At 49.4% G+C, this 25917-nt stretch carries 23 protein-coding genes and 1 tRNA gene; 13 read left to right on the forward strand and 11 right to left on the reverse strand.

The genetic code is table 11. From position 1 onward, the window contains the following. Positions 1-115: 115 nt before the first annotated feature. Positions 116-1300 (reverse strand): carbohydrate-binding family 9-like protein, encoded by a 1185-nt coding sequence (locus tag NEV57_RS07050; protein ID WP_257657605.1) that lies wholly within the window; start codon positions 1298-1300, stop codon positions 116-118. Positions 1301-1371: 71 nt separating this feature from the next. Between NEV57_RS07050 and NEV57_RS07055 the strand changes: the two genes are divergently transcribed. Continuing rightward, positions 1372-1872 (forward strand): HmuY family protein, encoded by a 501-nt coding sequence (locus NEV57_RS07055; protein ID WP_257657606.1) that lies wholly within the window; start codon positions 1372-1374, stop codon positions 1870-1872. Positions 1873-1912: 40 nt separating this feature from the next. Continuing rightward, positions 1913-2902: a potassium channel beta subunit family protein gene (locus NEV57_RS07060; RefSeq protein ID WP_257657607.1), complete on the forward strand. Its 990-nt coding sequence runs from the start codon at positions 1913-1915 to the stop codon at positions 2900-2902. A gap of 92 nt (positions 2903-2994) precedes the next feature. Here NEV57_RS07060 and rplS read toward each other — a convergent pair whose 3' ends face one another. Then, positions 2995-3342, reverse strand: a complete 348-nt coding sequence (rplS, locus tag NEV57_RS07065; protein WP_257657608.1) for a 50S ribosomal protein L19 — start codon at positions 3340-3342, stop codon at positions 2995-2997. Between the two features lie 213 nt (positions 3343-3555). Between rplS and NEV57_RS07070 the strand changes: the two genes are divergently transcribed. Next, positions 3556-3629, forward strand: a tRNA-Pro gene (locus NEV57_RS07070). Between the two features lie 120 nt (positions 3630-3749). After that, positions 3750-4091 carry an arsenate reductase (glutaredoxin) gene (arsC, locus tag NEV57_RS07075; RefSeq protein ID WP_257657609.1) on the forward strand — a complete coding sequence of 114 codons (342 nt, stop codon included), beginning with the start codon at positions 3750-3752 and terminating at the stop codon, positions 4089-4091. 235 nt (positions 4092-4326) lie between these two features. On the opposite strand, the gene NEV57_RS07080 is transcribed toward arsC, so the two are convergent. From NEV57_RS07080 to NEV57_RS07090, 3 genes are all read right to left on the reverse strand, one after another. After that, positions 4327-5295, reverse strand: a complete 969-nt coding sequence (locus NEV57_RS07080; protein WP_257657610.1) for a TolB-like translocation protein — start codon at positions 5293-5295, stop codon at positions 4327-4329. 200 nt (positions 5296-5495) lie between these two features. Beyond that, complete coding sequence (locus tag NEV57_RS07085) at positions 5496-6110, reverse strand: response regulator (protein ID WP_257657611.1); 615 nt, start codon at positions 6108-6110, stop codon at positions 5496-5498. Continuing rightward, positions 6103-8055, reverse strand: a complete 1953-nt coding sequence (locus NEV57_RS07090) for a tetratricopeptide repeat-containing sensor histidine kinase (protein WP_257657612.1) — start codon at positions 8053-8055, stop codon at positions 6103-6105. The genes NEV57_RS07085 and NEV57_RS07090 overlap by 8 nt, the downstream gene beginning before the upstream one ends. A 189-nt stretch (positions 8056-8244) precedes the next feature. Between NEV57_RS07090 and NEV57_RS07095 the strand changes: the two genes are divergently transcribed. From NEV57_RS07095 to NEV57_RS07120, 6 genes are all read left to right on the forward strand, one after another. Then, positions 8245-8937, forward strand: a complete 693-nt coding sequence (locus tag NEV57_RS07095; RefSeq protein WP_257657613.1) for a hypothetical protein — start codon at positions 8245-8247, stop codon at positions 8935-8937. A gap of 253 nt (positions 8938-9190) precedes the next feature. After that, on the forward strand, positions 9191-9754 hold the full coding sequence (locus tag NEV57_RS07100; protein ID WP_257657614.1) for a helix-turn-helix domain-containing protein: 564 nt from the start codon (positions 9191-9193) through the stop codon (positions 9752-9754). An 85-nt stretch (positions 9755-9839) separates the two neighbouring features. Next, positions 9840-12254, forward strand: a complete 2415-nt coding sequence (locus tag NEV57_RS07105; RefSeq protein ID WP_257657615.1) for a heavy metal translocating P-type ATPase — start codon at positions 9840-9842, stop codon at positions 12252-12254. Positions 12255-12393: 139 nt separating this feature from the next. Continuing rightward, the gene (locus NEV57_RS07110; RefSeq protein ID WP_257657616.1) at positions 12394-12615 is read left to right on the forward strand and encodes a heavy-metal-associated domain-containing protein; all 222 of its coding nucleotides are present in this window, start codon (positions 12394-12396) and stop codon (positions 12613-12615) included. Positions 12616-12755: 140 nt separating this feature from the next. After that, positions 12756-13946 (forward strand): calcium:cation antiporter, encoded by a 1191-nt coding sequence (locus NEV57_RS07115; protein ID WP_257657617.1) that lies wholly within the window; start codon positions 12756-12758, stop codon positions 13944-13946. A 106-nt stretch (positions 13947-14052) separates the two neighbouring features. Then, a complete protein-coding gene (locus tag NEV57_RS07120; protein WP_257657618.1) occupies positions 14053-14409 on the forward strand; it encodes a bleomycin resistance protein in 357 nt (118 codons plus the stop codon). A 26-nt stretch (positions 14410-14435) separates the two neighbouring features. Here the strand turns inward: NEV57_RS07120 and NEV57_RS07125 are convergent, their stop codons facing one another. The 4 genes from NEV57_RS07125 to NEV57_RS07140 form a co-directional block, all read right to left on the reverse strand. Next, positions 14436-15377: an SPFH domain-containing protein gene (locus NEV57_RS07125; RefSeq protein WP_257657619.1), complete on the reverse strand. Its 942-nt coding sequence runs from the start codon at positions 15375-15377 to the stop codon at positions 14436-14438. Between the two features lie 418 nt (positions 15378-15795). Then, positions 15796-17040, reverse strand: a complete 1245-nt coding sequence (locus NEV57_RS07130; protein ID WP_257657620.1) for a hypothetical protein — start codon at positions 17038-17040, stop codon at positions 15796-15798. 115 nt (positions 17041-17155) lie between these two features. Beyond that, on the reverse strand, positions 17156-17461 hold the full coding sequence (locus NEV57_RS07135; protein WP_257657621.1) for a winged helix-turn-helix domain-containing protein: 306 nt from the start codon (positions 17459-17461) through the stop codon (positions 17156-17158). Then, positions 17458-18084 (reverse strand): hypothetical protein, encoded by a 627-nt coding sequence (locus tag NEV57_RS07140; RefSeq protein WP_257657622.1) that lies wholly within the window; start codon positions 18082-18084, stop codon positions 17458-17460. The genes NEV57_RS07135 and NEV57_RS07140 overlap by 4 nt, the downstream gene beginning before the upstream one ends. A gap of 111 nt (positions 18085-18195) precedes the next feature. Between NEV57_RS07140 and NEV57_RS07145 the strand changes: the two genes are divergently transcribed. Next, complete coding sequence (locus tag NEV57_RS07145; protein WP_257657623.1) at positions 18196-18963, forward strand: oxygenase MpaB family protein; 768 nt, start codon at positions 18196-18198, stop codon at positions 18961-18963. Between the two features lie 6 nt (positions 18964-18969). Here the strand turns inward: NEV57_RS07145 and NEV57_RS07150 are convergent, their stop codons facing one another. Beyond that, a complete protein-coding gene (locus NEV57_RS07150; RefSeq protein ID WP_257657624.1) occupies positions 18970-20409 on the reverse strand; it encodes a PAS domain-containing sensor histidine kinase in 1440 nt (479 codons plus the stop codon). Between the two features lie 218 nt (positions 20410-20627). Continuing rightward, the gene (locus NEV57_RS07155; protein WP_257657625.1) at positions 20628-21368 is read right to left on the reverse strand and encodes a sulfite exporter TauE/SafE family protein; all 741 of its coding nucleotides are present in this window, start codon (positions 21366-21368) and stop codon (positions 20628-20630) included. Positions 21369-21637: 269 nt separating this feature from the next. On the opposite strand from NEV57_RS07155, the gene NEV57_RS07160 reads away from it, so the two are divergent. Then, positions 21638-22228 (forward strand): RNA polymerase sigma factor, encoded by a 591-nt coding sequence (locus NEV57_RS07160; protein ID WP_257657626.1) that lies wholly within the window; start codon positions 21638-21640, stop codon positions 22226-22228. Positions 22229-22504: 276 nt separating this feature from the next. Further along, on the forward strand, positions 22505-25903 hold the full coding sequence (locus tag NEV57_RS07165) for a SusC/RagA family TonB-linked outer membrane protein (protein WP_257657627.1): 3399 nt from the start codon (positions 22505-22507) through the stop codon (positions 25901-25903). Positions 25904-25917 lie beyond the last annotated feature (14 nt).

The raw sequence follows: 25917 nt of genomic DNA on the forward strand, positions 1-25917 counted from the left end.
AAATCTGGGTTGTTATACGCTTTTTAAGCTTAAAAAGCCTAAAAACATGACGTTAATGTACGGGATACAAAGGTAGCGTTTTTTCTGGAAGTTCGGCTAAAGATTTTGCTTGTCGTTATTTGTCCGGCGTTGACGGCTGAATATCACCCTGCTGATTAATCGAAAAACATAAATTATCCTCCGTTGCGTGTACCTTGGCTACAAACCAGTCGCCACCGGCCGTAAGCTGGAGGGTATGCGCCCCGAACACTTCACTCCACTGGGGATATAACCGGCTTAGCGCCTCCGGGTCAGCGGTATAACTGCCATGCTGTTGCCGGTATGCCCGCTGCAGATAAAAAACCAGCCAGGCCTTTTGCTTTACCGTTTCATGGTTGGGGATTTCAAATGTAGTCGGCAGGGACAAATCCGGTGTGCGGTCGTCAAACCGAATGTATCCCCAGCGCTCGGGATAATGCATGTCAATGACTCCCTGGGGCGACCATACCCAGTTATTTTCGGGTAACGGGCGGCCATTCGGTCCCTGTTTGCGTTGGTATTCGCCATTCACCAGTTCATGCTGCCATTGCACGCGTGAGAAATTGATGCGCCATACATCTTCACCCGATGGAACCTGCTGTTGGCCAAAATGGGAAATATCGGTGAAAGGGATAGCCATTTCCACCGCCCAGAATTGATCGGTGTCCCCCGGATCATTCCGCGTACCCGAAACGTATACCGCCTTCTGCAATCCCTTCAGATCCCATGTCGTGAGCGCACTGCCGCCTACCCGGTAGGTAGTTGGCATAAACAGATCGAATACCGTTCCCAGGGCATTTATTTCTATTTCATAATACGGGTTTTTGTAAGCCGCATTTTTAATGAACACCTCGAAATCATTATCGTGAAAAATAATGGCATCATGCTGGTCCAGTGTAGCCCATACGTGGGGCTCTTCCAGTTGGGCATAAATGTATAAAAACTGCTCATCCCAAAGCATTTTTACCCGGGTGTTGTGTAATGGCCGGGGTTTTATATCCCCTTCAATATCGACAAAATGGGCTGTCCAGGCCACGTTCTCCCATACCGGTTCATCCGGTTTCCCATCGATGACCATGGACGCTGCCGTTTGATAGATCACATAGGTGTTAGGCGGCTGGAGTAGCCGGCCAATACGGTCGTCGGCTGGTTGCGCCTGCAGCAGCCCTATTCCATACAGAAAACAAATCGAGGTAAGTTGTACTGTGTGCTTAAGGTTGGGTATCGATATCATGGCGGCAAAATAACTAAAATCTCCCTGGCTTTCCGGTCTGAGCCTCATTTTCACAAAACGCTTGTTTGGACTGAATATAAATAAAAGGTTTCTGTTATATTTGCCACATGAAAAACACCATGAGCATATTTACCGTTACTACGGGTCTTTTCCTGTTTTTTGCCCCCGCGACCCAGGCACAGGAAGTTAAAACAATCAGCGGCGTTGACGCGGCGACCAAGACCGCTTATTTTGATTTTGAAACGGGTAAAGAAACCCCGTCGACTTCGGAGGATTGGGATATTGCATTTGAACGCACGACCATCCTGGTAAACGGCGGCAGCAGCGGACCGGGCAAAACAACCGCCCAGTTACTGAAAGATGTCACCTTTGAGTCGGTGGACGCTTACCCGTCTTCCGGTTTCCGGACCGATACCCAGCAGGAAAAGGCAATTCCTACCGGCAGTGGAAACGGATGGTACGAATATAATATGGCCAATCACGGCATTAACCCGATTCCCGGGCGGGTAATCCTTATTAAGACATCCGGTGGCAAGTATGTGAAACTGGAAATACTGGGTTATTACAATAAATCAACCCGCGATTCGGCTAATTACTCCTTTAGGTATACCTTTTTATAGGAAAATTTTTTTCTAAGTTTGAAGGACCAAAAGGAAAAATATGGAATATCGTAGAATGGGCCGTTCAGGCCTGCAATTAAGTGTATTATCTTATGGCTCATGGGTTACCTTTTCCACCCAGTTGGACGACAGCCTCAGCGACCGGCTGATGGGAATCGCCTACGATGCCGGGATAAATTTTTTTGATAATGCCGAAACGTATGCCGGCGGGGAATCAGAGTACATGATGGGCCGGGTATTGCAAGGCAAAAACTGGGACCGGTCGACATACATTGTGTCAAGCAAGGTCTTTTTCGGCCTGCACGGAAAAGCAAATAAGCCCAACCAGCGTGGCCTCGGACGGAAGCACGTGGTCGAAGCCTGCCACGGTGCGCTTAAGCGGCTGCAGGTAGAATACCTGGATCTCTACTATTGCCATCGCCCCGATAAACAGACCACCATTGAGGAAGTTGTCCGCACCATGAACACGCTGATTCAGCAGGGAAAGATCCTATACTGGGGCACTAGCGAGTGGAGTGCCCCCGAAATCGTTGAAGCGCATGCGGCGGCACAGCGGCTGGGACTGGAAGGACCGGTAGTGGAGCAGCCCGAGTACAACCTGTTTAACAGACAGAAGATGGAAGCCGATTACCTGACCATTTTCAATCATATCGGTATGGGCACCACCATATGGAGTCCACTGGCTTCCGGCCTGCTCACCGGTAAATATAACGATGGTATTCCCGACGGTTCACGGCTGGCCCTGGAAGGCTATGAGTGGCTGAAAGACCGGTCTTATACTGAGCAAAAGCTCGAGGCCGTACGTCAGCTTCAGATTATTGCAGGCAACCTGGGTGTATCGCTGGCTACATTCGCCATCGCATGGTGCATCCGGAACCCTAACGTGACCAGTGCCATTCTGGGGGCGACGAAAACGACCCAGTTGGAAGAAAATCTAAAAGCTTTGGAGGTTTTGCCGCTGCTCTCCGATGACGTAATGGAGCAGGTTGATCAGCTGATGCAGACCAAACCGGCAGTCCCGGAACATTGATTGGGATTGATGGCGCAGTTTCCGCCAGTTTTCAGAACATAAAAAAACCGGAATGTTGAATTCCGGTTTTTTTATGTCTTTCAAACGAGGTATTAAAACCGCTTGGATTTGATACGGGCAGCTTTACCGGTAAGTCCACGCAGATAAAAGAGTTTTGCACGACGTACCTTGCCATAACTGTTTACCTCAATCTTCTCAATGTTAGGGGAGTTGATCGGAAAAATACGCTCAACACCTACGCCATTGGAAATCTTACGTACGGTAAATGTCTGGTTGGTGCTCACGCTATTTATTTGGATCACAACACCTTGATAAACCTGAACGCGCTCTTTATTTCCTTCGCGAATTTTATAGTGTACGCTAACAGTATCCCCAGCCTTGAATGCGGGAACCTCATTTTTTGTTACCGCCTGTTCTTCTACAAATTTTACTAAATCCATGATTTTGAGTAATTAATGACGATTATTATCCCGTAAAAATCGAGTTGCAATATTAGTGAATATTTTTTGAATACCGAAAGCGTTTTTCAAAAAAGAATAGTGAACTTGTTTTTGCAATTTGAATTTAATTTTTACCTTTGCAAACCTTTACGGGAAAGGCGGCCAGGATGCAAAGAGGGGAAAGGGCGTCGCCGAAACATAAAGGAGCCTGTTCGGGGTGTAGCGTAGCCCGGTATCGCGCCTGCTTTGGGAGCAGGAGGTCGTAGGTTCGAATCCTGCCACCCCGACGGAGAAAAGCTCGACTTAGGTCGGGCTTTTCTTGTTTTGGTCCAGCATGAACCGAGGTCGCTTACGATCTGACTTATTGCATACCATCCAGCGGTTTGATTGATTAAATTTAGGGAATCATGAAAATATACCACAATCCACAATGTAGCAAAAGCAGCTGTGCATTGGCGTTGCTAACCGATCATGGAATTGAACCTCAGGTAATACATTACCTGCAAGATACCCCGAAAAAGGAAGAATTAATTAATATACTCGATATGCTAAAGATGTCTCCCTTTGAAATTGTACGGAAAAACGAATTAATATTCAAAGAAAAATATGAAGGACGGCATTTTACTGATGAGCAATGGATCGCTATATTATTAGCGCACCCCATACTTATTGAAAGACCGATTGTTGTCCATAATGGCAACGCCATCATTGCGCGGCCCGCGGAAAAAGTACTTGACTTGCTAAAATAATTTAACTGCGAGCGGGCAATTCTTTCCTTATTAATCCGAAAATCCAAGTTAGCCAAAACTTTTCCTATTCATTGAAGCGTTTACTTTGAAAGTCCATTGCCCTTACAGAAGCAAAGTCCATGTTCTTGAATACCTACGCTGTCAACCGTGCCTGCCTTGGGTATGTTAATTGAAGAGGTATATAGAATAGACTGAAGAAAGGTGGTGTCAGCCATAGAAAAGCATCCCTATACGGTCATTCAATCCAGAATGTAGCGCCATCAACCGCTGGAAGGATCTCTTCCCCGTCGGGTTGTATGACGATAACCGCTTCGTCATTATCCATATTATACACCTGTCCATCGTTGGGGATGATGGCGAGGTTCCAGTAAAAGAACGTAGGTCCGATTTTTTTTGCTACCAGCAGGTGTTTCCCATCGGGGGAGAAGTCAGCGTGGATTTCCCCGTCATTGCTTTCCGTGACCTGCCGTAAATCATTTCCGTCCACATCCATCACGTATATATGGTTGCTCACCATCATGGCAAGCTGTGTGCCCTGCTTGTTTACCCGCAGGTTGCCCCATAGCGTGTAGGGCATCTCTTTTACCAACGTGAGGCTTGTATAGGGCGGGTCGGATCGGAATATATACCGGTCGCCTAACGTAAATACAACACGGTTGCCGGGAAGCCAGAGCACCTCGTCGTTAATTCCAAACGTCACAGGTCCCGCTTCGGTATCCACCGCTTCCAAGTGAATCAGTACATTCCCGTCTAAATCGGTTATGACGATACCATTGTCCAACGTCGGGCTGTACAGTACTTTTTTATTATCGGGCGAGAGCAGTGCCTTTACGTCTGTATCCGTACCCTTCGGTGAAACGTAGTCGAATTCATCGGCGACCGTTCCATCCGAATTGTGTATTAACGTGATTTTGGCGGCGTCAAATACACCGGCTTCTCGTTCGCTGGTCAGCCTGAACTGTTCGTCCCGGCTCATGTCCCAATAATTGAAGCCATATGTATTGAATGTGAAGTAAGTGCTCTGCCGGTTTGTCTGCAGATCCAGTTGATATACGTTTCCGGTAAAGGTGTATATGAGTTTACCAGTCAGATTCCCATTTCTGCCATTTTCATTGCCGGGATCAGCACCATCGTTTTTACTGCACGACGAAACGCCGAGCAATGCTACCAGAATGAGTGTAATAGTTTGTATTTTCCGTTTCATACCCCAACCGATGTATGAACAAAGTTATCACGTACTTTTGTTCCAGGCAATCCACGAAAACAAGGAAAAATGAAAATCAATCACATCAGCATCCCGTTATAAGGGCACAAAAATGCGGCTGGATACATACCGTTACCCATCGTTCCGAAAAAACCGTTTCGTTATGTGGCGTTACCTTAAAAAGTGTTGTCCGTTGCCGTTTAGCCGATCAGCTTTTGCTCGATGGCGATCCTGACGAGTACGGCTGTATTTTTTGCATCCAGTTTCAGCAGCAGGTTTTTCCGGTAGCTTTTAATGGTCTCCGGACTTAAAAAGATCCGGTCGGCAATTTCACCGTTGGTTAGTCCCTCGGCAATCAACTTCAGCAGTTCGCGTTCACGCTCCGTAAGCCAGATGTGCTTTTCCCGTGGCCGTTTCAATAGCAAATCCACTTCATGGCAAAGGAATGTGCCGCCAGCGGCAACAGCCTGTATCCCCGCCAGTACTTCTTCGGTCATTGCGTTCTTGATGAGGTAGCCCGAAGCGCCATTGTCCAGCATCTGTCGTACAATGCTGTATTCATCGTGTGTAGTCAGCGCTAACACGTTGATCGCCGGAAATTGTGTTTTCACTTCTTTACAGAAATCCAGGCCACTGATATCCGGCAACCCCACATCAAGCAGCAGCACATCCGGTTTCCAAAAGCCTAAGGAAAGCCGGCATTCGGCAGCACTATGCGCCACACCGACCACGATAGCCGATCCGGATCCGTCGATCAGTCCCTTTAACCCTTCGGTCAGGATCTTATGGTCGTCTACAATGACTACCCTAATCATGCTGTCCATTTTTTGTCAGTTCCAGTTCTACGTGTATTTCTGTTCCCTGTGCGGAGGAATAGCAGTCCATTTTACCCTGGAAAGCGGCCACCCGCTGGCGGATATTCTGTAATCCCATTCCTTCGGTTACCGTCTTTTGGTCAAACCCGCTACCATTATCCTGTACCGTGAAGGAAAGCCGGTCGTTTTCCTGTACCAATTGCACGTTAATCTGCGTTGCCCCGGCATGTTTCAATGCATTATTGACCAGCTCATGAACACAGCGATAGACCATGATCTCCAGTTTTCCAGGCAGCCGGGCCTCATCCCCGAAATAATGGAAACTAGCTGTCGGGATGGCGGCGCAGAAATCCGACAGGGAAACCTTCAGCCCATAGCGCAGCAATGATTCGGGCATCATGTGGTGCGCGACGCGGCGAAGTTCCTGTATCGAGTCGTCGAGCATGCCCAATGCCTTCTGGAAGCGGGAAACGTCCACCGCTTCCAGTACCGCGTCGCCATTCACCTGTGGCAGGTTGAATTTCACCAACGACAACATGCTGCCCAGCCCATCGTGCAGGTCTTTTGCCAGGCGCGTACGCTCGGCCGCTTCGCCGTCAAGTGTGGCATGTACTGCCACCAGCTGTTTTTCCTGCTCCAGCCGCTGTGCCGCTTCTTCGGCTAACTTTCTCCTACTGACGGCCAGCCGATAACGCATGACAGCGAACGCCAGCGCGATCAGGAGAACGATGCCCCCGGCGACACCAAGCCACAAATACAATCGCCGTTGCTTTTCGAGTGCACCGATCTGCAAGGATTTCTTTTCGGTCTCATATTTGACTTCCATTTCGGAAAATGCACGGTGAAATGTCTCGTTATGCTGCGTTTCAAGCGCCGTAACAAATTCGTTTACATAATGTTCCATGGAATCGATACGCCCCAATCGTCCATATGCAAGTGAAAGGTGGATATATGCATGTTTGGTCATGTTTACATCTGTCGAATCCATTTGCAGTACCTTTAATCCGGTCGCGATGCATTCGCTGTAGTTGCCTGAATAATAATAGATGGCAGTTAATATCGTGGCGCTGCTGGTCGCCAGACCCCAGAGCCCGGCGGCTTCGGCCCGCTGCAGTGCCTGTTGTGCAATGGGCAAGGCCGCATCATAATCTCCATAATAGTTATAGGCACTCGCCAAAACGGCCAATGTTCTACTTTCACCGGACTTATTGCCAAGTTCCCGATAGATGTTGAGCGCCTGTTCAATCGGTCGAATCGATTCTTCTTTGGGCTTTTCCTGCCCGCGATATAGGGCACCCAGGTCGGTGTATATGGAAGCCAGTTCCTCCTTATTTCCACTTTCCATAGCCAGCTGCGCTGCCTGCTTGTAATAGGTCAGCGCTTGGTCGTTATTCTTCAACAGCCGATAAATACCACCTATGCGAGCATATATTTCGCAGAGCTCATAACCGTTATCCGTCTTTTCAAGTATAACGGCTGATTTTTTAAAGTAATCCATCGCCGCGTCATACCTGTTTTGGGAAACGTAAAGGCTGCCGTAGAGTCGATACACGCCTGCTTCTTGTGTTGCTCCGTGCCTCAGCGCAATGGGCAACGCTTTTTCTAAATAAAATTCGGCTGAATCATCGGCGGACTTCATCATATAAGCCGCACCCAGATTTTGATAAAATGCGCCTTCCATTTGCTCATCGCCGGTTTGAAGTGCTAAGTCCAATCCTGTTTTAGCAAAGTGCAGTGACTTGGATATATCTTCCCTGACATACCCTTTTGATAAATCCTGGTATAATCGGATCTTTTCACTATCCGTAAGCCTTTTCGTGGCCAGTGCCCGTTCCAGGGAATCCAGTGACTGACCGAGACCGATGAACGGTGATCCTGCCAAAACCAGGTTTAGTGCGAAACGGAACACCTGCCGTATGCTTTGCTGTAGAAGTCCTTTTGTCATGCGATCTATATAACTGGTTTGGTTTATCGTATAGCAAAGGTAGCGATATCCATGCGGGATAAAAACCCCCTTTAGGGGGTATCGTAGGGAACACGGTCGCGGTAACTTTGCTTCACAGAACGGATAACAGCGGGCAGCCATGCCGGTTGCCTTCAAATAGAAATAAATACATCCACTAAATGACAGATTATGAACACAATCACAAAGACATTCAAAACAATGGGACTTTGCCTCGTGGCGATCGTGCTGGTCTCGTGCTCCAAAGACGAAAATAACTGCGATCCCGAGGATAAGGAAAGCCCTTGCTATGCCGGTGTTACGACCAGCCAGTACTTCAAGATGGAAATAGCCGGAGCTGAATGGAAAGCAACAAATACCCCCGGTCATCTGTTCTTTATTGAGTCGCCAGTTATGGAAATTGACGAGCATACGGGCGTACCGTTTTACTACGTTGAGTTGGTAGGGCTTACGGGATCGGACCCTAACGGCATTACCATCCAGCTACACCTGCCGGCAGATAAGTTTTCGAATCCTAAAGGAACCTATCCGATCATCGCAGATGTAAGGAAACTCAATACAGCGGGAGTATCTTCCGCTTGGGTATACGCAGTTAATGGCACACCGGACCAATATGTTTCCGTTTTTCCGGAATCCATGGATGATGATACGCCTTTATTGCCCGACGCCGGTATGGTCACCATCACGGATTTCGAAGTAGGAAACGACAACGATGACGGCAATCAGAAACGGTTATATCGTATCAAAGGCACGTTTTCTGCACCTACAATCTATGGGTTGGACGTGCCCAACGGATTCAACGGCAACACCGAATCGATATCCAGTGGGGAATTTAATCTCATCAACGCGTTATATCAACAGTAAATCTGTACTCATTCACACGGAATCGTTGGTCAACCCCGGCTGCTGCTCAGTTTTTAAAAACCGGGCATGCAGCGTCCAGGGTTTTGAGCACACCCGAACGGCCCTCGCAGGCACGTTTCCCATCCAGCAGTTCTTTCCGCACCGCCTCCAGTTCCGCAATTTTCCGTCAGCGTAACGGGTTCCGTCCGGATTGAACTTTTAATCGTAAATTTGCTTAACGAAGTTAAGTACTGAATTTTGCCGCAACGAAAACATGGATACGCTATTCATAAAAAACATGGTCTGTGACCGGTGCATTTTAGTGGTGCAGAACGAGCTGGACAAACTGGACATTGCCGTTAAAAATATAAAACTGGGCGAAGTGACGCTTGCCAGGGAGCTGACCACGGACGAAAGGGATGGCCTTGAAAAGACACTGGTGCCACTGGGGTTTCAGGTGATTGACGATCGAAAGGGCCGGACCATTGAAAAGATAAAAAATGTCATTATTGACTTGGTGCATCATCAGGAAAGTGGGTTGAAATCCAACCTTTCCGATGTGCTGGCCGACAAGCTCAATCACGATTACAATTACCTGTCCAACCTGTTCTCGGAAGTGGAGGGCACCACCATCGAGAAATACTTCATTGCCCAGAAGATAGAAAAGGTGAAAGAACTTTTGGTATACGATGAACTGTCCCTGAGCGAAATTGCCTTTCGCCTGAACTATTCCAGCGTCGCCTATTTAAGCAACCAATTCAAGAAAGTCACGGGGCTGACCCCAAGCCATTTCAAACAGATCAGGGAAGAAAAGCGGAAGCCGCTTGACAAGGTGTAAATCTTACAAATCCATCCCATAATTACATAACGGCCGGGAGTAGTTTTGTTGCGACCTTTGTATTGTAAAATCAAAGCAAACGAAAATGGCAACAAACAATAGCGAACCGATTTATCTTCCGCTGGAAAACGTCGAGAGCGAACACTGTGCATTGATCGTCGAAAAGGGACTGGCACAGGTAAAAGGCATCGAAAGCCACAAGGTAGAGCTTAACAACCGCAGGGCAGCCATTACGGTCGATGACAATGAAGTGGTGTCTGAAGCGGTCAGGGCGGTAAAAGACCTGGGTTACGGTGTCACCACCGTTAAAGGCTCCTTCCCCGTTTTGGGAATGACGTGCGCTTCCTGTGCGGGCAGCGCGGAAAGCATTGTAAAGCACCAGCCAGGTGTAGTGAATGCCTCGGTAAACTTTGCTACAGGAAACCTGACCGTGGAATACCTGCCGAATATGACGGATGCGCCAACGCTGCAGAAAGCCGTTCAGTCCGTAGGCTACGACCTGCTGGTGGAAGATGAATCCACACAACAGGAGACGTTGGAGACCATTCATGCAGAAAAATTCAAACAGCTAAAGCGCAAAACTACATGGGCGATCCTGCTGTCGATTCCCGTGGTGATTATCGGCATGTTCTTTATGGAAATGCCTTATGCAGACCCGATCATGTGGCTTTTCTCGACTCCGGTGGTCCTGTGGCTGGGCAAAGACTTCTTTATCAACGCGTGGAAACAGGCAAAGCACCGGTCGGCCAACATGGATACGCTCGTAGCCCTGAGTACCGGTATCGCCTACCTATTCAGCGTGTTCAACATGCTTTTTGCCGACTTTTGGCACCAAAGGGGATTACACGCCCACGTATATTTCGAGGCGGCGGCTGTCATTATCGCGTTCATCCTGCTGGGTAAACTGCTGGAAGAACGGGCTAAGGGCAATACTTCGTCTGCCATTAAGAAATTGATGGGACTTCAACCTAAAACGGTAGTTGTTGTCCAGGCGGATGGTACTGAAAAGCAAGTTGCTATTGACGAGGTGAACGCGGGGGACGTCATCCTGGTGAAACCGGGCGAAAAGATCGCGGTGGATGGCATGGTGGTTTCGGGTAATTCCTACGTCGACGAAAGCATGCTGAGCGGCGAACCTGTTCCTGTTCTCAAAAAAGCGAATGAAAAAGTATTTGCCGGCACCATCAACCAGAAGGGAAGCTTCCAGTTTGAAGCCGTAAAAGTCGGCCGGGAAACCATGCTCGCCCAGATCATCAGAATGGTGCAGGATGCGCAGGGAAGTAAGGCCCCGGTACAGAAGCTGGTCGACAGAATCGCGGGAATTTTCGTTCCCGTGGTTATTGCTATCGCGATCCTTACGTTTGTGCTATGGCTGATACTGGGCGGCGACAGCGGTTTGGTGCAGGGGCTATTGGCAGCCGTTACGGTATTGGTCATTGCCTGCCCCTGTGCGTTGGGACTGGCTACGCCTACGGCAATCATGGTCGGTGTGGGTAAGGGTGCCGAACGGGGTATCTTAATCAAGGATGCCGAAAGTCTGGAACTGGCAAAAAAAGTAAATGCCATTGTGTTGGACAAAACAGGTACCATTACCGAGGGAAGACCGCAGGTTACGGGTATCCGGTGGCTGAACGGTGACGATGCGGCCAAGTCCATCTTACTGAGCCTGGAAAAGCAGTCCGAACACCCATTGGCGGAAGCCGTGGTAAAACACCTGGAGGGCGCGCCGGCTATTACATTGTCCATGTTTGACAGCATCACCGGTAAAGGGGCCAAAGCCAGCCACGACAATGAAACCTACGTTGTCGGCAATCGGAAATTGCTGTCGGAACACGATATTTCCATTGACAATGCATTGCAACAGCAGGCAAATGAATGGGGCGGGCAATCAAAAACAGTCATCTGGTTTGCCAACAGTAGCCAGGCACTTGCGGTGATCGCGATTTCGGACCAGATAAAGGAAACATCGGTTCAGGCGATCAAGGAAATGCAGGATATGGGCATTGAACTGTACATGCTGACCGGTGACAATGAAGCAACGGCCAAAGCCATTGCGCAGCAGACCGGCATCGGGCATTACAAAGCCGAGGTACTGCCACAGCACAAAGCCGATTTCGTAAAGGAACTGCAGCGGCAGGGAAAAGTGGTGGCAATGGTGGGCGATGGCATCAATGACAGTACGGCGCTGGCTACAGCCGATGTCAGTATTGCAATGGGCAAGGGGAGCGACATTGCCATGGATGTGGCCAAAATGACCATCATCTCATCGGACCTGACCAAAATACCGCAGGCGATCCGGCTGTCAAAGCAAACCGTGGCTACCATCAAGCAGAACCTGTTCTGGGCGTTTATCTATAATTTGATCGGTATTCCGATCGCGGCAGGTATCCTTTATCCGATCAACGGATTCCTATTGAACCCGATGATTGCCGGGGCCGCCATGGCATTGAGCAGCGTGAGCGTGGTCAGCAATAGCCTGCGCCTGAAATGGAAAAAGTAACCCGGAGGGCCGTGACCCGGTTAGCCCCTTGGCAGGCAATCAGTAAATGTTATAAAAGAAACCCAAAATAGCATAAGAGAAGAAGCTGCCAATTAACGGAAATTTGCAGTATCAAATAACAACTAAAAAACGTAATAAAATGGAAAATAAGAATCTTCAATTCAAGACGAACCTGAACTGTGGCGGATGCGTATCGAAAGTACAAGCTGACCTGGATAATGCATCGGGTGTTTGCGAGTGGAATGTGGATATTAACAACAGCGATAAAGTCCTTACCGTAAAATCCGAAGGCATCTCAGCGGATGAGGTAATTGCCATCATCAAAAGCAAAGGGTTTACGGCTGAATCATTGAATGCATAACCCGGTCGTCACGTAAAAGGAAAGGTTGCAGCATTGTGCTGCGACCTTTTTTTATTTAATGAACTACCTGCATTATTTAACATAGGCTAAATTTAGTCTTCGCTATTCTCCCTAATTTTGTGCTGTTTTAACTATTCACGATGTCAAATGAGCATAAGATGAGCAAACAGCTGACTATCAAAGAAATCGTACCTGCCAAGACACTGACCCGCCTGATTGCGGTATGGTTAGTCGTAATCGCGTTTATGGTATGGGGAGGCTCTTTTTTGGGCAACGGAATGCCGGCCATGATCGCGGCTGGTGTGTTTCTGATCTTATTGTTAACGATTATCGGTGCCGCTTTTGGTGTGGTTAAGGAAGCGGATGAACTGGCCCATCAGTTAGGGGAACCCTATGGTACACTTATTCTGACGTTGTCCATTGTTTCGATTGAGGTGATCCTGATCTCCGCCGTGATGCTGGGTCCGGGCGAGAACCCAACGATCGGCAAAGATTCCATTTTTTCTGTCATGATGATCATCATGAACCTCATTATCGGCCTGTGTATCGTGCTGGGCGGACTAAAATTCGGCGAGCAGGAATACAATGCGCAGGGTACGATGTCTTACCTTGGGATGATTATCATGCTGGGCGGAATCGGTTTGCTATTGCCTAATTACATTACAGGTGCCGGCAGTGGCTCGTTTACAGACACACAGGCCCTTGTACTTTCCTCATTAATCATCGTGCTATACGCATTTTTCCTGGTTTTGCAAATGAAAGGATACCGGCACCTGTATGTACAGCCCAAAGCCGGTTTTCTGGAAATCCCGTATCGGGAAAGACGGGCGCAGGACCACGCGAAACGCATGGAAGATACAACCGCCCAAAGCAGTAGGCGCGAACTGTGGATCCGGTCTGCCGTGTTAATTGCCACAATTTTGCCGATTGTGTTGCTTTCTCACCATATGGCGGTTGTCGTGGATTACGGCATCCGGGCCGCCAATCTGCCACCGTTGCTAGGCGGTGTGTTAATTGCGGTTATCGTATTTACGCCCGAGTCAATGACCGCGGTTAAGGCGGCATTAAACAATGAATTTCAACGCGCGGTGAATCTCTGCCACGGGGCCTTCGTTTCTACCGTGGGGCTGACGGTTCCGTCGGTACTGATCATTGGGTTAATTACGGGCAAAACGGTATTGTTTGGGCTGACGGCTACTGAGACCATCCTTTTTGTCATTACACTGCTGTTAAGCGTAATGACATTCCTGGGAAAACGCACAACGCCGATTGTAGGCATCATGCACCTGGTGCTGTTTGCCGTATTTATCCTGTTAATTTTTAACCCGTAAACCAAGCGAAAGGGTACAGGGGAAAAAAGAAGCAGTTCAATGGCTGACCGGATCCCATAGCGCCGTATATTTGTGTCATCCAGGTAGCAAACCAGAACGCAATCATATGCTGACATCCGTACATCCGAAACTGCCCATGCGCAACAAGGTCGCGACGCGGGAATATTATGTAGACAAACTGGGATTCCGCCCCGTGGGCGATGCCGAGTATGATGATTACTTATTGGTCGAAAAAGACCACGTCGAACTTCATTTCTTTCTCTTTAGGGAACTGGACCCGAAGGAGAATTACGGACAGGTATATATCCGGACGGATGATATCGATGCGCTTTACCAATGGATGCTGGATCAGGGTGTCCCGATCCATCCCAATGGTTCCCTGCAAACAAGGCCATGGGGGCAGCGGGAGTTCCACTTACTCGATCCGGACCATAACCTGCTCACTTTCGGGCAGGCTGTTTAGGGTGGCTGTCGGCTCCTTTTCGCAGATTAATCCTTGTTACCGCCGTCCATCTCATTGCCGATACGGTTGGCCGCCACAAAGGAAGCCACCATGTTATTCAGCATTTCTCCCGCAGCCTGCGGTGAGTTGGGCATGAGAATCAGATTCGATTTACCGAGCGTACCCATTGCCTGCAACGTGTCGTAATGCTGCGTGACCACAATCAACGCCGAAGCTTCCTGCGAATTGATCCCGACTTTATTCAACACATTGACCGACTCTTCCAGGCCCTGTGCGATTTCCCGCCGTTGGTGGGCAATCCCCTGGCCCTGTAATCGCTTGCTCTCGGCTTCGGCCTTTGCTTTTTCCACAATAAGTATCCGCTGGGCATCCCCTTCGTACTGGGCAGCCACTTTAGCCCGTTCGGCCGCGTTGATCCGGTTCATGGCCTGTTTGACCTGTTCGTCGGGGTCAATGTCGGTAACCAGGGTTTTCACGATATCATAGCCGTAATCATTCATTGCTTCCTGCAATTCTTCCTTCACGGCAATGGCGATGTCGTCCTTTTTTTCAAACACATCGTCTAATTTCAGCTTTGGGACTTCCGCCCGTACCACGTCGAATACGTAGGAGGTGATTTGATAATAGGGGTTGTCCAGCTTATAAAAGGCGTCATACACTTTGTCTTTGATGACCACATACTGCACCGAAATTTTCAGTTTGACAAATACATCGTCCTGTGTTTTGGTCTCCACCACCACATCAAGCTGCTGGATTTTAAGTGAAAGCCTGGCAGCAATCCGGTCGGCAATCGGAATCTTCAGCTGGAACCCTGCATCACGTATGCCCTGGAACTTTCCAAAGCGCTCTACGATCACGGCGGTCTGTTGCTTCACGGTAAAAATCAGACCAATATAGCGGAGGATAAGTACCCCGGCGATCACATAAAATATAACGGAAAAAGTGTCTAATAATTTGAGAATATCCATAGGCTTTTTCCGCAAAATACCGAAAAAATCAGTTTTATCCAAGGAAAAAGCGTGTAAATGTCCTCCGGATACCTGCCGGACTACCCAAATATAACCGATTGCCGACCGTTTGTCCAGTGCTCATTTACCGCGTATCGTTGATCGTGTTTCGACTCCGCTTCGGACGTTGTCCGGCATTTCTTCGGCACTGCTTCGGGACTTGTTCGACTATGTTTCGAGGCCCTTCGAAGTGCAATGCATTGCACGTCGAGCAGCCCCGAAGCGGAGTCGAAGCCGACTCGAAGCGCACTCGAACAAGCCTCGAAGCCGACCCGAACAAGTCCCGAAGCGGAGTCGAAGCGACCCCGAAGCGCATTCGAACAGACCCCGAATGTTTCCCGGACGATAGCCAGGCCAACCGCCCTGGCCGTCCGGAACGCTATTGAAATCCGAAAAGCAGCGGGAATAGGAAAGTCACGACTGCCGCCCACAGGGCATAAACAGGCAGATAAACGGCAACGATGTTTTCTACTCCGCTGATCGAGGACGTCCCTTTGAGTACCCGGAATAACTGAATAGTTACCAATAGCAGGTTAATCAGGATCAATACATTCCCGCCCAATACGGCGACGCGGTTTGGTGTAATTCCCCAGGTCGAAATCCGGAACAGGACCGCGGACAGTGCAATGCCGTTGACCGCGATGGTCAACGCGGACAGCAGCAGGAGCAGCCACAGCTCGGCGCGGCTTTTTGCAGCGGTGGACGTTCCGGCGATGGCAAAAAATATCAGGGCCATGACACCGATCAGCAGGATATTGAATACCAATAAAAATTCACGGTCACGGTAGGGATCTTTTCCTGCATATAGGGTTGCTGCGAGGTAAGTCACGAGCATGACCAGCACCAGCGGGCAGAAGATCCGGGCGATCACCGGGGCTATTTTGCCTACCAGCTGCGGATTCGACCGGACCAGGTAGGTGCCCACAATGGGAGCGGCAGCAAGTCCGACCATACCGATATTCCGGAAATATAGGGTTTCGATAGCCAGGCCGATCAGCGAGAAGAGGCCGAGGGTAATGCCGGAGAGGGCAATGCCGGCGATGAGGAGCAGTCCGGTCATCACCAGCAGGTCGCCATTGTAGGTCAGGAAGCCGATCCGTTTGCCGTTGCTGCGATTATCGTTGCCTGTAAACGCGGCACCCAGGATAGCCCACAGCCATAACGGCAGGTGAATACAGGACAATACCAGGGTGTCGCTCTTTTCGTTATTGGGAAGAAAGTTAATGAAAACCAAACCCAGTAACGTTGCGCCGGCAAGGACGGCAATTCTGCCGGACGGCAGTTTATGCTGCCAGGCAAAGTAGGCGGTCAGCAGTGGAAAAACCACAAAGCCGACATTGCGGGAATAAAAAAACGTTTCGTCTATCCCAAACAGCGCAGGTAGTTTGGCGATGAGCCCGGCCAGCAGCGAAGCAATACCGATAAAGATCAACTCGTTGCGGTTACCCGCCGGACGTTCTCCGGTGGTGAAATTCAGCCGCTCATTCCAGTAGGTGGCGAGGGTGCTGTCCTTGATTTCGGAATACAGTGTATTAAACGTGCGCGTAAATGCCGGTTTGTCTGCCCGGTACAGCTGTTCAAGCTGCCGGGGATTGTCCAGGTGGGACAGGATCTGTTGTCTCATGGGATTGTTCATTGGGTGTGTAATTCGTGTGAGGGGTTAGCCATGCATGGCGGAATTATTGCTGTATGAAAAGAACTTTGTATTTCAAAGTATTGAAATAAAAAAATAAAACTTGCTATCCGTTTTTTTGTGATTTAATCAGCTGTTCCAACGTATTCAGGTGATCCTCAAATGCTTTTTTACCGGCTTTTGTTATGGAATACCGGGTGTTGGGTTTTTTACCAACGAAGGACTTTTGCACTTCAATGAACGCTTCTTTTTCCAGCGCTTTGATGTGGCTTGCCAGGTTACCGTCGGTGACGTCCAGCATTTCCTTCAGCGAGTTGAAGTCCAGCGTATCGCTGACGGCCAAAGCAGACATCATACCAAGCCGGATCCTGCTTTCGAAGGCTTTATGTAAATTACCGATGGATATCTTCACTGCTCGTACCTGTAATGGATATAAATGCCATAAATGATGTGGAACAACCCGAAACCGACCGCCCAACAGTATAGCCCAAAGCCAACAAAATAAGCACTGATCAGTCCGAGTCCTATTTCGATCAGTCCCAGTACGCGCACGGCACCGTAGGTGAACTGGCCGGCACTATACAAAGCCAGCCCGTAAAATATCAGGGTAAAAGGAACGATGAGTCCGGTTAATCCCTTTGCGATCAGGATGAGGATCAGCACGCCGCCGGTTACGAGTGGAACGGCCATGTTCAGCACGAGCCGCCTGGACGTGCCGTTCCATAATTTTTCGCTCCGCCTGCCTGCCTTTTTATAAGAGAGGTAAACCGCCGTACCGATGGCCAGCACCAGTACAGCCAGCGCCAGCGCGATGAGCCGGGTTCCGGTAACGGACCAGGTTTCCGGTACCGTTGCCACATAAGTCAGCTGACCCGGGTGGACACCGAGGTACTGATAAGCGATATAGACCCCCACCAATGCGTAAATTCCGGCCATAACGCCTGCCCATCCCGATAATGACAGGAACTTGGACGTGCGTTCCATCATGGAACGGATCTCCGTGAGGTCCCTGGTATAGTCCTTTTCTTGTGTCATTAAAAGTACTTTTTTTTTCAAAGTTAAATAGAAATTTTAATTTTGCAAGCGGGGAGGCGATTTATTTTAAAATTCCCGGTAGGGGGTAACGCGGTTTATGGAAGGGTAGCTATGGAAGATTTTGTGCACAGCGGTTCGATAGTCCGGCGCATCTGGGGAAAGAGCGACACGGTGCTGCTGATTTTTGCCGGGGCTTCTGCGGAGTTCGCATTGAACAAAGCGGTCGACTGGCTTTATTTCACCGGGCGCCTTCCGGCTGATCCATTGAAACGGCTATTCGCTACCGTTGCCTATGCCCGTCAGATCGTGTTTGCCCCGCATGATGGCGCGCTGCGTGCCATCGACAAGATTTCCGCCATCCACAGCGGGGTCGAACACCAACGTGGCCGGCGGATCCCCGACTGGGCGTACCGCGATGTCCTGTCTATGCTGATCGATTACTCCATACGCGCTTATGAATTGCTGGAAAAGAAACTGGACGCCACCGAGCGGGAGGAGGTATTTCAGGTTTTCCGCCGGGTGGGGCTGCGTATGCAGATTAATGGCCTGCCCGCAACGTATGGGCAGTGGGTGATGATGCGGAAGGCAGGCCTGCATGAGCACCTGTTGAATGGCTCATTTACCAAAGACCTGTACAGGCAGTACCGGCGCCACCTCGGCCGGTTCAGGTTCCTGATTTTAAAACAGGTGCAGACGGCCCTGGTTCCCGAACGGATAAACCGGTTGCTGGGCCTCGGCCGCAGTCCCATTGCAGCCCTGCTGCTCGGCGCATATAAACTATGCCGGATCCTGCGGCTGGATCCGCTGCTGAAAAATGCGCTATTGCCATCGGAGTATAAGGCCCAGGTCAGGGCCCTGGACCGCGATCCGGATAACTGACCCGGTTTACACCGGCAGTGTAAAATAGAAAACCGATCCGTTTCCCGGGATGCTGTTTACGCCGATTTCACCGTCATGTTTCTTAATGATCTCCGCTGCGATGTATAGTCCCAGGCCGAACCCCTGCGCCGGCGCGGCGGCGCCAACGCGGAAAAAACGGTCAAAGACCTTTTCCTGCATGTCTGCGGAGAGGCCGATGCCGTCGTCCCTGACGCTGACTTTTATCCGGTGTTCCCCATCTTCACAGTGAATGGAGACTTCGGAGCCTTCTGCCGAATATTTGACAGCGTTACCGATCAGGTTGGTCAGCACCTGGCCGATGCGCTCCCGGTCGGCGCTGATGGCCGGACGGCTGCAGGGCTGATGGGAAAAATGATGTGTCGGACCGGTAATCCGGGCCTCCTTCAGCTGCTCTTCCACCAGCATATTCAGGTCGAATGTTTCTTTCTGCAGTCCGAGTTCCCCACCGGAGATCATCGTCGTGTCCAGCAGTGCATACACAAGCTTTACCATGCGGTCGATCTGCCCGTTCAGTTTCATGATGAGGGCCGCGCTTTGCCGTTCATCAATGTGGCGGAATTCGCGGTTGAGCAGCTGTCCGTAGGCCTTGATCCCCGTTAAGGGGGTTTTGAGCTCGTGGCTGGCCATGCCGATGAATTCATCCTTTTGCTTTTCCACCGCTTTCTGCCGGGTAATATCGACTGAAATGATGACTGCGGAATGCGGCTTTCCCTGCGGGTCAAAAATCGGTGCTATCTGATTGTTGACCCAGATGACCGACCCGTCGCTGCACAGTAGTCGCTTTTCAATTTCGTACGCTTCTCCCTCGTTTACCAGGCGCTCGAATAACACCGCGTTGCGGTCGATATCGGCTTCGTAAATGATATCCGTGACGGTCAGTTCCAGCAGCTGGGGAACACGGTAGCCGAGCATTTTGCCGAACCGTTCGTTTGAAAAAATAATGCTGCCGGAAAAGTCGACTTTCAGAATCCCGGCGATACTCTGGTTAACAATGACCCGGTAATTTTCTTCTGACTGCTGGAGGGCTTCTTCCGCCATTTTCCGCTCAGTGATGTCCATCACCAGTCCAGAAAGTCCGATGGCAAGGCCGTCGGCATCACGCCTGATGGTGCAGCGTGCGGAAATCCACCGGATATCACCGTTGGGGAGGCGGATACGGAATTCTTCCCGGTAGCCAACGGCATTTTTGATTGCCGCGGTCAACGACCGCAGGACCCGCGTCCGGTCGCCTTCAAAAATGGCCGGCAGCACCTCCTTAATGGGTGTGCCTTCCGTGATGGCGGCTTCGGGCAGCGAAAAGTAATGCGTAATGTTTTCATCGGCAATAATCAGGTCCCGGGGAATATCCCAGTAAAAGGTACCCGCGAGCCCGGTTTCAAGCGAAGCCTTCAATCGTGCCTTTGTACGGCGGAGGATTTTCCTCATCCGCGTTTTCCCTGCCATATTACCCGGTGTTCCTGCTTACCGTAGCCGCTAAAGGTGATGAAAAGAACATGTTCCTTTTTTGGGTAGTCAGCTAAATCTTCAATAAATGACTTAACATTCCGCCGCACGAATTGTTCGGGGAACGGGAACATTTTAAGCGGATAGCGCCTTTTATTACAATTGGGATAAAGGGAGATGTAAAGACGCTGTGCAACTGTTTAATGCCCGTTAAACGCACCGAAGAGAATCGAAATGCCGATGCACAGCAACCCGAGGTAAACGTAGCGGAAAAAGGATTCGTTGTTCAGGCGGTGATTCAGGTACCGCCCCAGGAATATCGCCGGGATGGCGGCTGGGAGTGCAACCATAAAATAACGGAAAATATCGGTATTGAGGAGGTCCTTCATCCAGTAGCCAATAACGCCTGCAAAGCTGACCGGTAAGAAATAAGCCTGCAGCGTAGCCCGGAATTGTTTGGCATCCCATTGCCGCATATTACCGTATACAATGAGCGGTGGACCGTTTAACCCGTATGCGCCCCCTAAGACGCCGGAGAGAAAACCGCAGGCAAACAGCCAGCCTTTGTGGTCCGTTTTTAGTTGGAGACCGTCTTTTTTCCATAGTGCGTATAGTGCATAACCGGTGATGGCAGCACCCAGTCCGAATTTCACTTGGTTTTCACTGCCGTAAACCAGTAACAGTAATCCCAGCGGAATACCCAGCAGCGCAAAGATGATCAGCCACTTCGCGCTGTAAAGATGGATTTTCCGATGGTCCTGGATCACCACCACGAGTGCGATCACGATGGATAGCAGTACGGATAGGGGTACGGCCACGGTTACGGGCAAAATAACGATCAGGAGCGGTACGGCAATCAGCGATTCGCCGAAACCTAATGTCGACCGGACCAACGTGGCAATAAAGCTGACGGCGGCTACATAAAAGAAAGTAAAATCCATGTATTTCGACGCTTGTTTTGGTGATAATGGTGCGCTGACGAATATCGGATTTCATATGCAATATCTAAAATTTAAGTGACCGCTATCTTGGAGTGCAGGTGCTTGATACGGCGGGAATATTCGAGGAAAAGTTGTTGGATTAGTGTTTCGTTATTATATTTGCTGTTGAAGGCCAAGTAAACTTAATACAAATTAAGGCAGGAATTGTAAGTTCTTTACGGAAAATCTGTGAAGAATAAATAAATATTCCCTAACCAAGGATTGCGATTATGGCATTACGGAGAAAACCGAATGAAGCGGAATTGCTTGAACGGATCGCTGGTGGTGATGAGCTGGCCTTTTCGGAATTGTTTTATGCCTACTATAATCAGATTGGCGAATTTGTTCAATTGCTAACTCACTCTGCAGCGGTCACCGAAGAAATTGTACAGGATGTATTTACGAAAATATGGGTGGATCGCGCATCACTTTCCGGCATCCGGCGTTTCGAGGCCTATCTTTTTGTGCTTAGCCGGAACCATACGTTAAATCACATCCGAAGATTGGCCACGGAACGCAGGCGAAAGGATGAATATGCACGCCAGGTAGAAGCCGATCTGCATACCCAGGAGCCGGAACGGGAAGAATACTTCCAATTGGTTGATCGCGCGGTTCAATTGTTACCCCCCCAACAACAGAAAGTATTTGCATTGCGCCGGAACGGTGTTAAAAATCCCGAGATTGCGCAACAGATGCATCTCTCTATCGAATCGGTGAAAAAATACCAGCATTTAGCGATGAAGTTCATTGTTGAATTCGTGAAAGGTCACGTGTTGCTTATGATCATCCAGTCACATTCCCATTCCAACTGGTTTAGTTGATTTTCGCTAAAAATAACACTTTCCTCAGCCCTTCTATCCACCTTTTTTTACTTCTTGTGTCTTTAAGGAACAGGTGCCCGAATTGTTGTTGGGCACTGAAACCAATTAGGTAACCGATTTACCTTTAACAGAAAGGAGATTAAGGATGCGTTCATAAACCCTACATCCGCTAACGTACGTATACGAAGGCGTTGCTCCGCCTTACGTGTTTTACCTGCCAGGCAGGTCGTACATCATCCGATAGAAATCAAGTTTATTAATTTTACTCAATTCCTCATGATGATTAAGAGAAGACTCTATTCGTCTCGCCCATTTAATCAAAAGCCATTATTCCGTTTTACGGACTTCAATGTAAAGCTGATTTTCCTGGTTTTATTCTTATTTACCCATGTGCTGAGCACAGCAAATCCTGCACAGGAAATTAGTATCCAGGTAAAAAACATGCCAATCACACAGGTGCTGTATCGGCTCTCCCAACAGAGTGGCTATGATTTTGTTTATGATGCTGCACTGCTTAGCGATGTTCCGGCCATTACGTTGGATGCAACCAATGAACCCCTTAATTCGGTATTGGTGCGATGCCTTGGGAAGCACATGCTTGATTTTACATTTACCGTAGATAAAACGGTAGTGATAAAAAGAAGATTAAAACATGCCAGCATAGCGGAGAACCTAATGCAACAGGTTGTGCGGGGTAAGGTGACAGATTCACTGGGGAACAGCCTACCCGGTGTGTCTGTATTTGTCAAGGGAACACAACGGGGTGCTTCCACCAATAGGGACGGTGAATTTCAAATACAGGTCAACCCGGGTGAGGTACTGCTGTTTACTAACGTAGGTTATCAGTCACAGGAAGTGGCCATCGCCGGGCAGCAAACCATTAATTTAGTACTGTTGCCAGCCGCTTCAAATTTAGAGGAAGTAGTTGTTACGGCGTTGGGTATCAAGAGAGAGGCCCGGAGTCTGGGTTACAGTGCGACAAACGTGGACCTCGAAAACCTGGAAGAGAACCGGACGGTAAATTTTGCAAATGGCCTGCAGGGAAAGATCGCAGGGGTAAATATATCGCCCCCGGCAAGTGGGCCGGGCGGTTCATCAAAAATACGGATCCGCGGCCAATCGTCCTTTGGCGGAGACAATTCCCCACTCATTGTGGTAAACGGGATCCCTATTAACAACAGCACCAATACCGGGCAGGCCCGGTCGGACGACGGTGGCGGGCTCCAAAGTATCAACCCCGATGATATTGCATCCATGACCGTGCTAAAGGGGGCAGCTGCAGCCGCGCTCTATGGTTTCCGGGCAAAGGATGGTGTGATAATCATCACCACGAAGTCCGGGGAGGGATCGGCCGGGTTCGGGGTAGAGTTTAATTCGTCCGTACAGGCTGCTACCGTATTGGACTATACTGATTTTCAGTATGAATATGGGCAGGGAGAAAACGGGAAGCGGCCAGGTACAGCCGATGAAGCCAAAGGCTCGGGTACCTGGAATTTCGGGGAAAAATTTGATGGCCAGCCAAGCCCGCAGTTTGATGGGTCCCTCAGACCCTACCTGCCGCACCCCAACAAGGTAAGCAAGTTCTACGAAATGGGAACCACGGTTGCCAATACGATCGCCTTTTCGGGAGGGGGAGATAATGGAAATTTCAGGGTCTCATATGCCAATACACGAGCCGATGCGGTGATGCCCAATTCCAGTTTCAACAAGGATATTCTAAATGCCGGAATCACACACAACATCACTCCGAAACTCACTTTTCAACTGAACGCAAACTACGCGAAAGAAAAGAACATGAACCCGCCGCAATTCAGTGTGGAGTCGTTCAGCCCCAACACGACACTTTATCTGCTCAGCAATAGCATTGATGTCGATTGGGTAAGAAACTATTACCAGGACGAAAACGGGATCGAAGCACAGGTATCCCGTTTCCCGGAATGGAGCAATCCGTACTGGGTGGTAAACAAGCGATTCGAAAACATCAAAAGAGACCGGATTATCGGCAATATGTCGCTGCGCTACCAGATTACCGATTGGTTATACCTGCAGGGCCGGTATGGGCAGGACTTTTTTAGCCGGTATTACGATTATAACCGGCCGACTTTCTCGGGTACGCTTTCTAAACCGGTAACGGGGTATAATGGCAGCTTTTACCAGGACAATACCCGGTTCCGTGAACAGAATACGGATCTGATCCTTGGACTAGCCAAGTCTTTTGGACAATTCGGTATCGACATTACGGCCGGCGCAAACCGGATGGACCAGGTTAATGAAGTACTCGGGACGGGGGTGACTAATTTTTATACTATGCCGCTGTATACCATCGCTAACGGGCAAATCAAGAACCCGACCTATGCATACATGCGGAAACGGGTGAATTCCGTCTTTGGTTCTGCTTCCTTTTCCTATCGCAATTTCCTGTACTTGAATGTCACCGCACGGAACGACTGGTTCTCGACACTGAATCCGGCGTCGAACAGTTACCTCTACCCGTCGGTAAGCACCAGTTTCGTATTTACCGATCTGATTTCGCAACTCCCCGCATGGCTCGATTATGGCAAACTCAGGGCTTCCTACGCAGAAGTGGGCAGCGATACACAACCGTATTCCCAGAGTCTGTATTACACCATATCGCCCAATACGCTTAATGGAATAGGACTCGGCACTTCGGGAGCACTGAATCCAAACCCCAATTTGCGGCCGTTGAAGATTAAGGAAACCGAATTCGGCTTAACCCTTCAGCTTTTCGATGCGGCGTTAAATTTGGATGTGGCGCTTTACCGGAAAAACACATTCGATGAGATTCTGAATGTTGATATTTCCCAGTCGTCGGGTTACGGCCAAACGGTGGTCAACGTAGGAAAACTACGGAATCAGGGTGTCGAAACGCTGCTGTCATTCCGCAAAAAAGGCAATGTCAGCTGGGAAACCAGCTTAAATGGATCATACAACATGAGTAAAGTGCTCCAACTGGCTAACAATCAAACGGTGTTTAATGTGGGGAGCGGTCCCTGGTACGGCTGGTTGTCACATGAAGTGGGGACGCCGTTGGCGTCCCTGCGCGGCTACGATTACAAGCGCGATGAACAGGGAAGGATACTCACTACCAATGGCAAGTTTATGCAGGGCGAGATCACCAACTGGGGGAGCGCGATCTATAAATGGGTTGGTGGATGGACCAACACCTTCAGCTATAAGCGGTTCCGGTTTACCACGCAGATTGATTTTAAAGCGGGTGCAAAACTGTTGTCAAATTCGAACATGAACTTCATGCGGACCGGCCAACATAAGCAATCGCTCGTGGGCCGTGAGGGCGGCGTTGTATTTCCGGGCTTTAACGAAGACGGAACGCCCAATACCACCGCAGTTCCCGCGCAGGAATTTTATACAACTTATCGAAGCACATTAATAGCTACTCCTTTTATTTACGATGCCAGTTTTGTCCGTTGGCGGTCGGTATTTCTGGGGTATGACCTTTCAAACTTGTTCAGCAAGTCTGTTATTAAATCGGCATCGATTTCATTTAATGTACATAACCTGCTTATGATTAAAAAGTTTGTGGATAACCTTGATCCGGAAGCGCAGGGTTCTGTTTCGGATAATTTAACCGGGATTGAAGTACACACGTTGCCCACTACACGGACTTATGGGTTAAACCTCAATGTTAAATTCTAACCACGCTTTGCTAT

Source organism: Parapedobacter lycopersici, from assembly GCF_024643285.1.
Lineage (GTDB): Bacteria > Bacteroidota > Bacteroidia > Sphingobacteriales > Sphingobacteriaceae > Parapedobacter > Parapedobacter lycopersici.

What these genes read in the sequence shown, in the direction of transcription:
- arsC (WP_257657609.1), top strand. Translation starts at nt 3,750, where the DNA reads ATGAAAATATACCACAATCCACAATGTAGCAAAAGCAGCTGTGCATTG.
- NEV57_RS07055 (WP_257657606.1), top strand. Translation starts at nt 1,372, where the DNA reads ATGAGCATATTTACCGTTACTACGGGTCTTTTCCTGTTTTTTGCCCCC.
- NEV57_RS07140 (WP_257657622.1), bottom strand. Translation starts at nt 18,084, where the DNA reads ATGACACAAGAAAAGGACTATACCAGGGACCTCACGGAGATCCGTTCC.
- NEV57_RS07165 (WP_257657627.1), top strand. Translation starts at nt 22,505, where the DNA reads ATGATGATTAAGAGAAGACTCTATTCGTCTCGCCCATTTAATCAAAAG.
- NEV57_RS07105 (WP_257657615.1), top strand. Translation starts at nt 9,840, where the DNA reads ATGGCAACAAACAATAGCGAACCGATTTATCTTCCGCTGGAAAACGTC.
- NEV57_RS07120 (WP_257657618.1), top strand. Translation starts at nt 14,053, where the DNA reads ATGCTGACATCCGTACATCCGAAACTGCCCATGCGCAACAAGGTCGCG.
- NEV57_RS07155 (WP_257657625.1), bottom strand. Translation starts at nt 21,368, where the DNA reads ATGGATTTTACTTTCTTTTATGTAGCCGCCGTCAGCTTTATTGCCACG.
- NEV57_RS07110 (WP_257657616.1), top strand. Translation starts at nt 12,394, where the DNA reads ATGGAAAATAAGAATCTTCAATTCAAGACGAACCTGAACTGTGGCGGA.
- NEV57_RS07125 (WP_257657619.1), bottom strand. Translation starts at nt 15,377, where the DNA reads ATGGATATTCTCAAATTATTAGACACTTTTTCCGTTATATTTTATGTG.
- rplS (WP_257657608.1), bottom strand. Translation starts at nt 3,342, where the DNA reads ATGGATTTAGTAAAATTTGTAGAAGAACAGGCGGTAACAAAAAATGAG.
- NEV57_RS07150 (WP_257657624.1), bottom strand. Translation starts at nt 20,409, where the DNA reads ATGAGGAAAATCCTCCGCCGTACAAAGGCACGATTGAAGGCTTCGCTT.
- NEV57_RS07050 (WP_257657605.1), bottom strand. Translation starts at nt 1,300, where the DNA reads ATGAGGCTCAGACCGGAAAGCCAGGGAGATTTTAGTTATTTTGCCGCC.
- NEV57_RS07145 (WP_257657623.1), top strand. Translation starts at nt 18,196, where the DNA reads ATGGAAGATTTTGTGCACAGCGGTTCGATAGTCCGGCGCATCTGGGGA.
- NEV57_RS07130 (WP_257657620.1), bottom strand. Translation starts at nt 17,040, where the DNA reads ATGAGACAACAGATCCTGTCCCACCTGGACAATCCCCGGCAGCTTGAA.
- NEV57_RS07160 (WP_257657626.1), top strand. Translation starts at nt 21,638, where the DNA reads ATGGCATTACGGAGAAAACCGAATGAAGCGGAATTGCTTGAACGGATC.
- NEV57_RS07115 (WP_257657617.1), top strand. Translation starts at nt 12,756, where the DNA reads ATGTCAAATGAGCATAAGATGAGCAAACAGCTGACTATCAAAGAAATC.
- NEV57_RS07080 (WP_257657610.1), bottom strand. Translation starts at nt 5,295, where the DNA reads ATGAAACGGAAAATACAAACTATTACACTCATTCTGGTAGCATTGCTC.
- NEV57_RS07095 (WP_257657613.1), top strand. Translation starts at nt 8,245, where the DNA reads ATGAACACAATCACAAAGACATTCAAAACAATGGGACTTTGCCTCGTG.
- NEV57_RS07060 (WP_257657607.1), top strand. Translation starts at nt 1,913, where the DNA reads ATGGAATATCGTAGAATGGGCCGTTCAGGCCTGCAATTAAGTGTATTA.
- NEV57_RS07085 (WP_257657611.1), bottom strand. Translation starts at nt 6,110, where the DNA reads ATGATTAGGGTAGTCATTGTAGACGACCATAAGATCCTGACCGAAGGG.
- NEV57_RS07090 (WP_257657612.1), bottom strand. Translation starts at nt 8,055, where the DNA reads ATGACAAAAGGACTTCTACAGCAAAGCATACGGCAGGTGTTCCGTTTC.
- NEV57_RS07100 (WP_257657614.1), top strand. Translation starts at nt 9,191, where the DNA reads ATGGATACGCTATTCATAAAAAACATGGTCTGTGACCGGTGCATTTTA.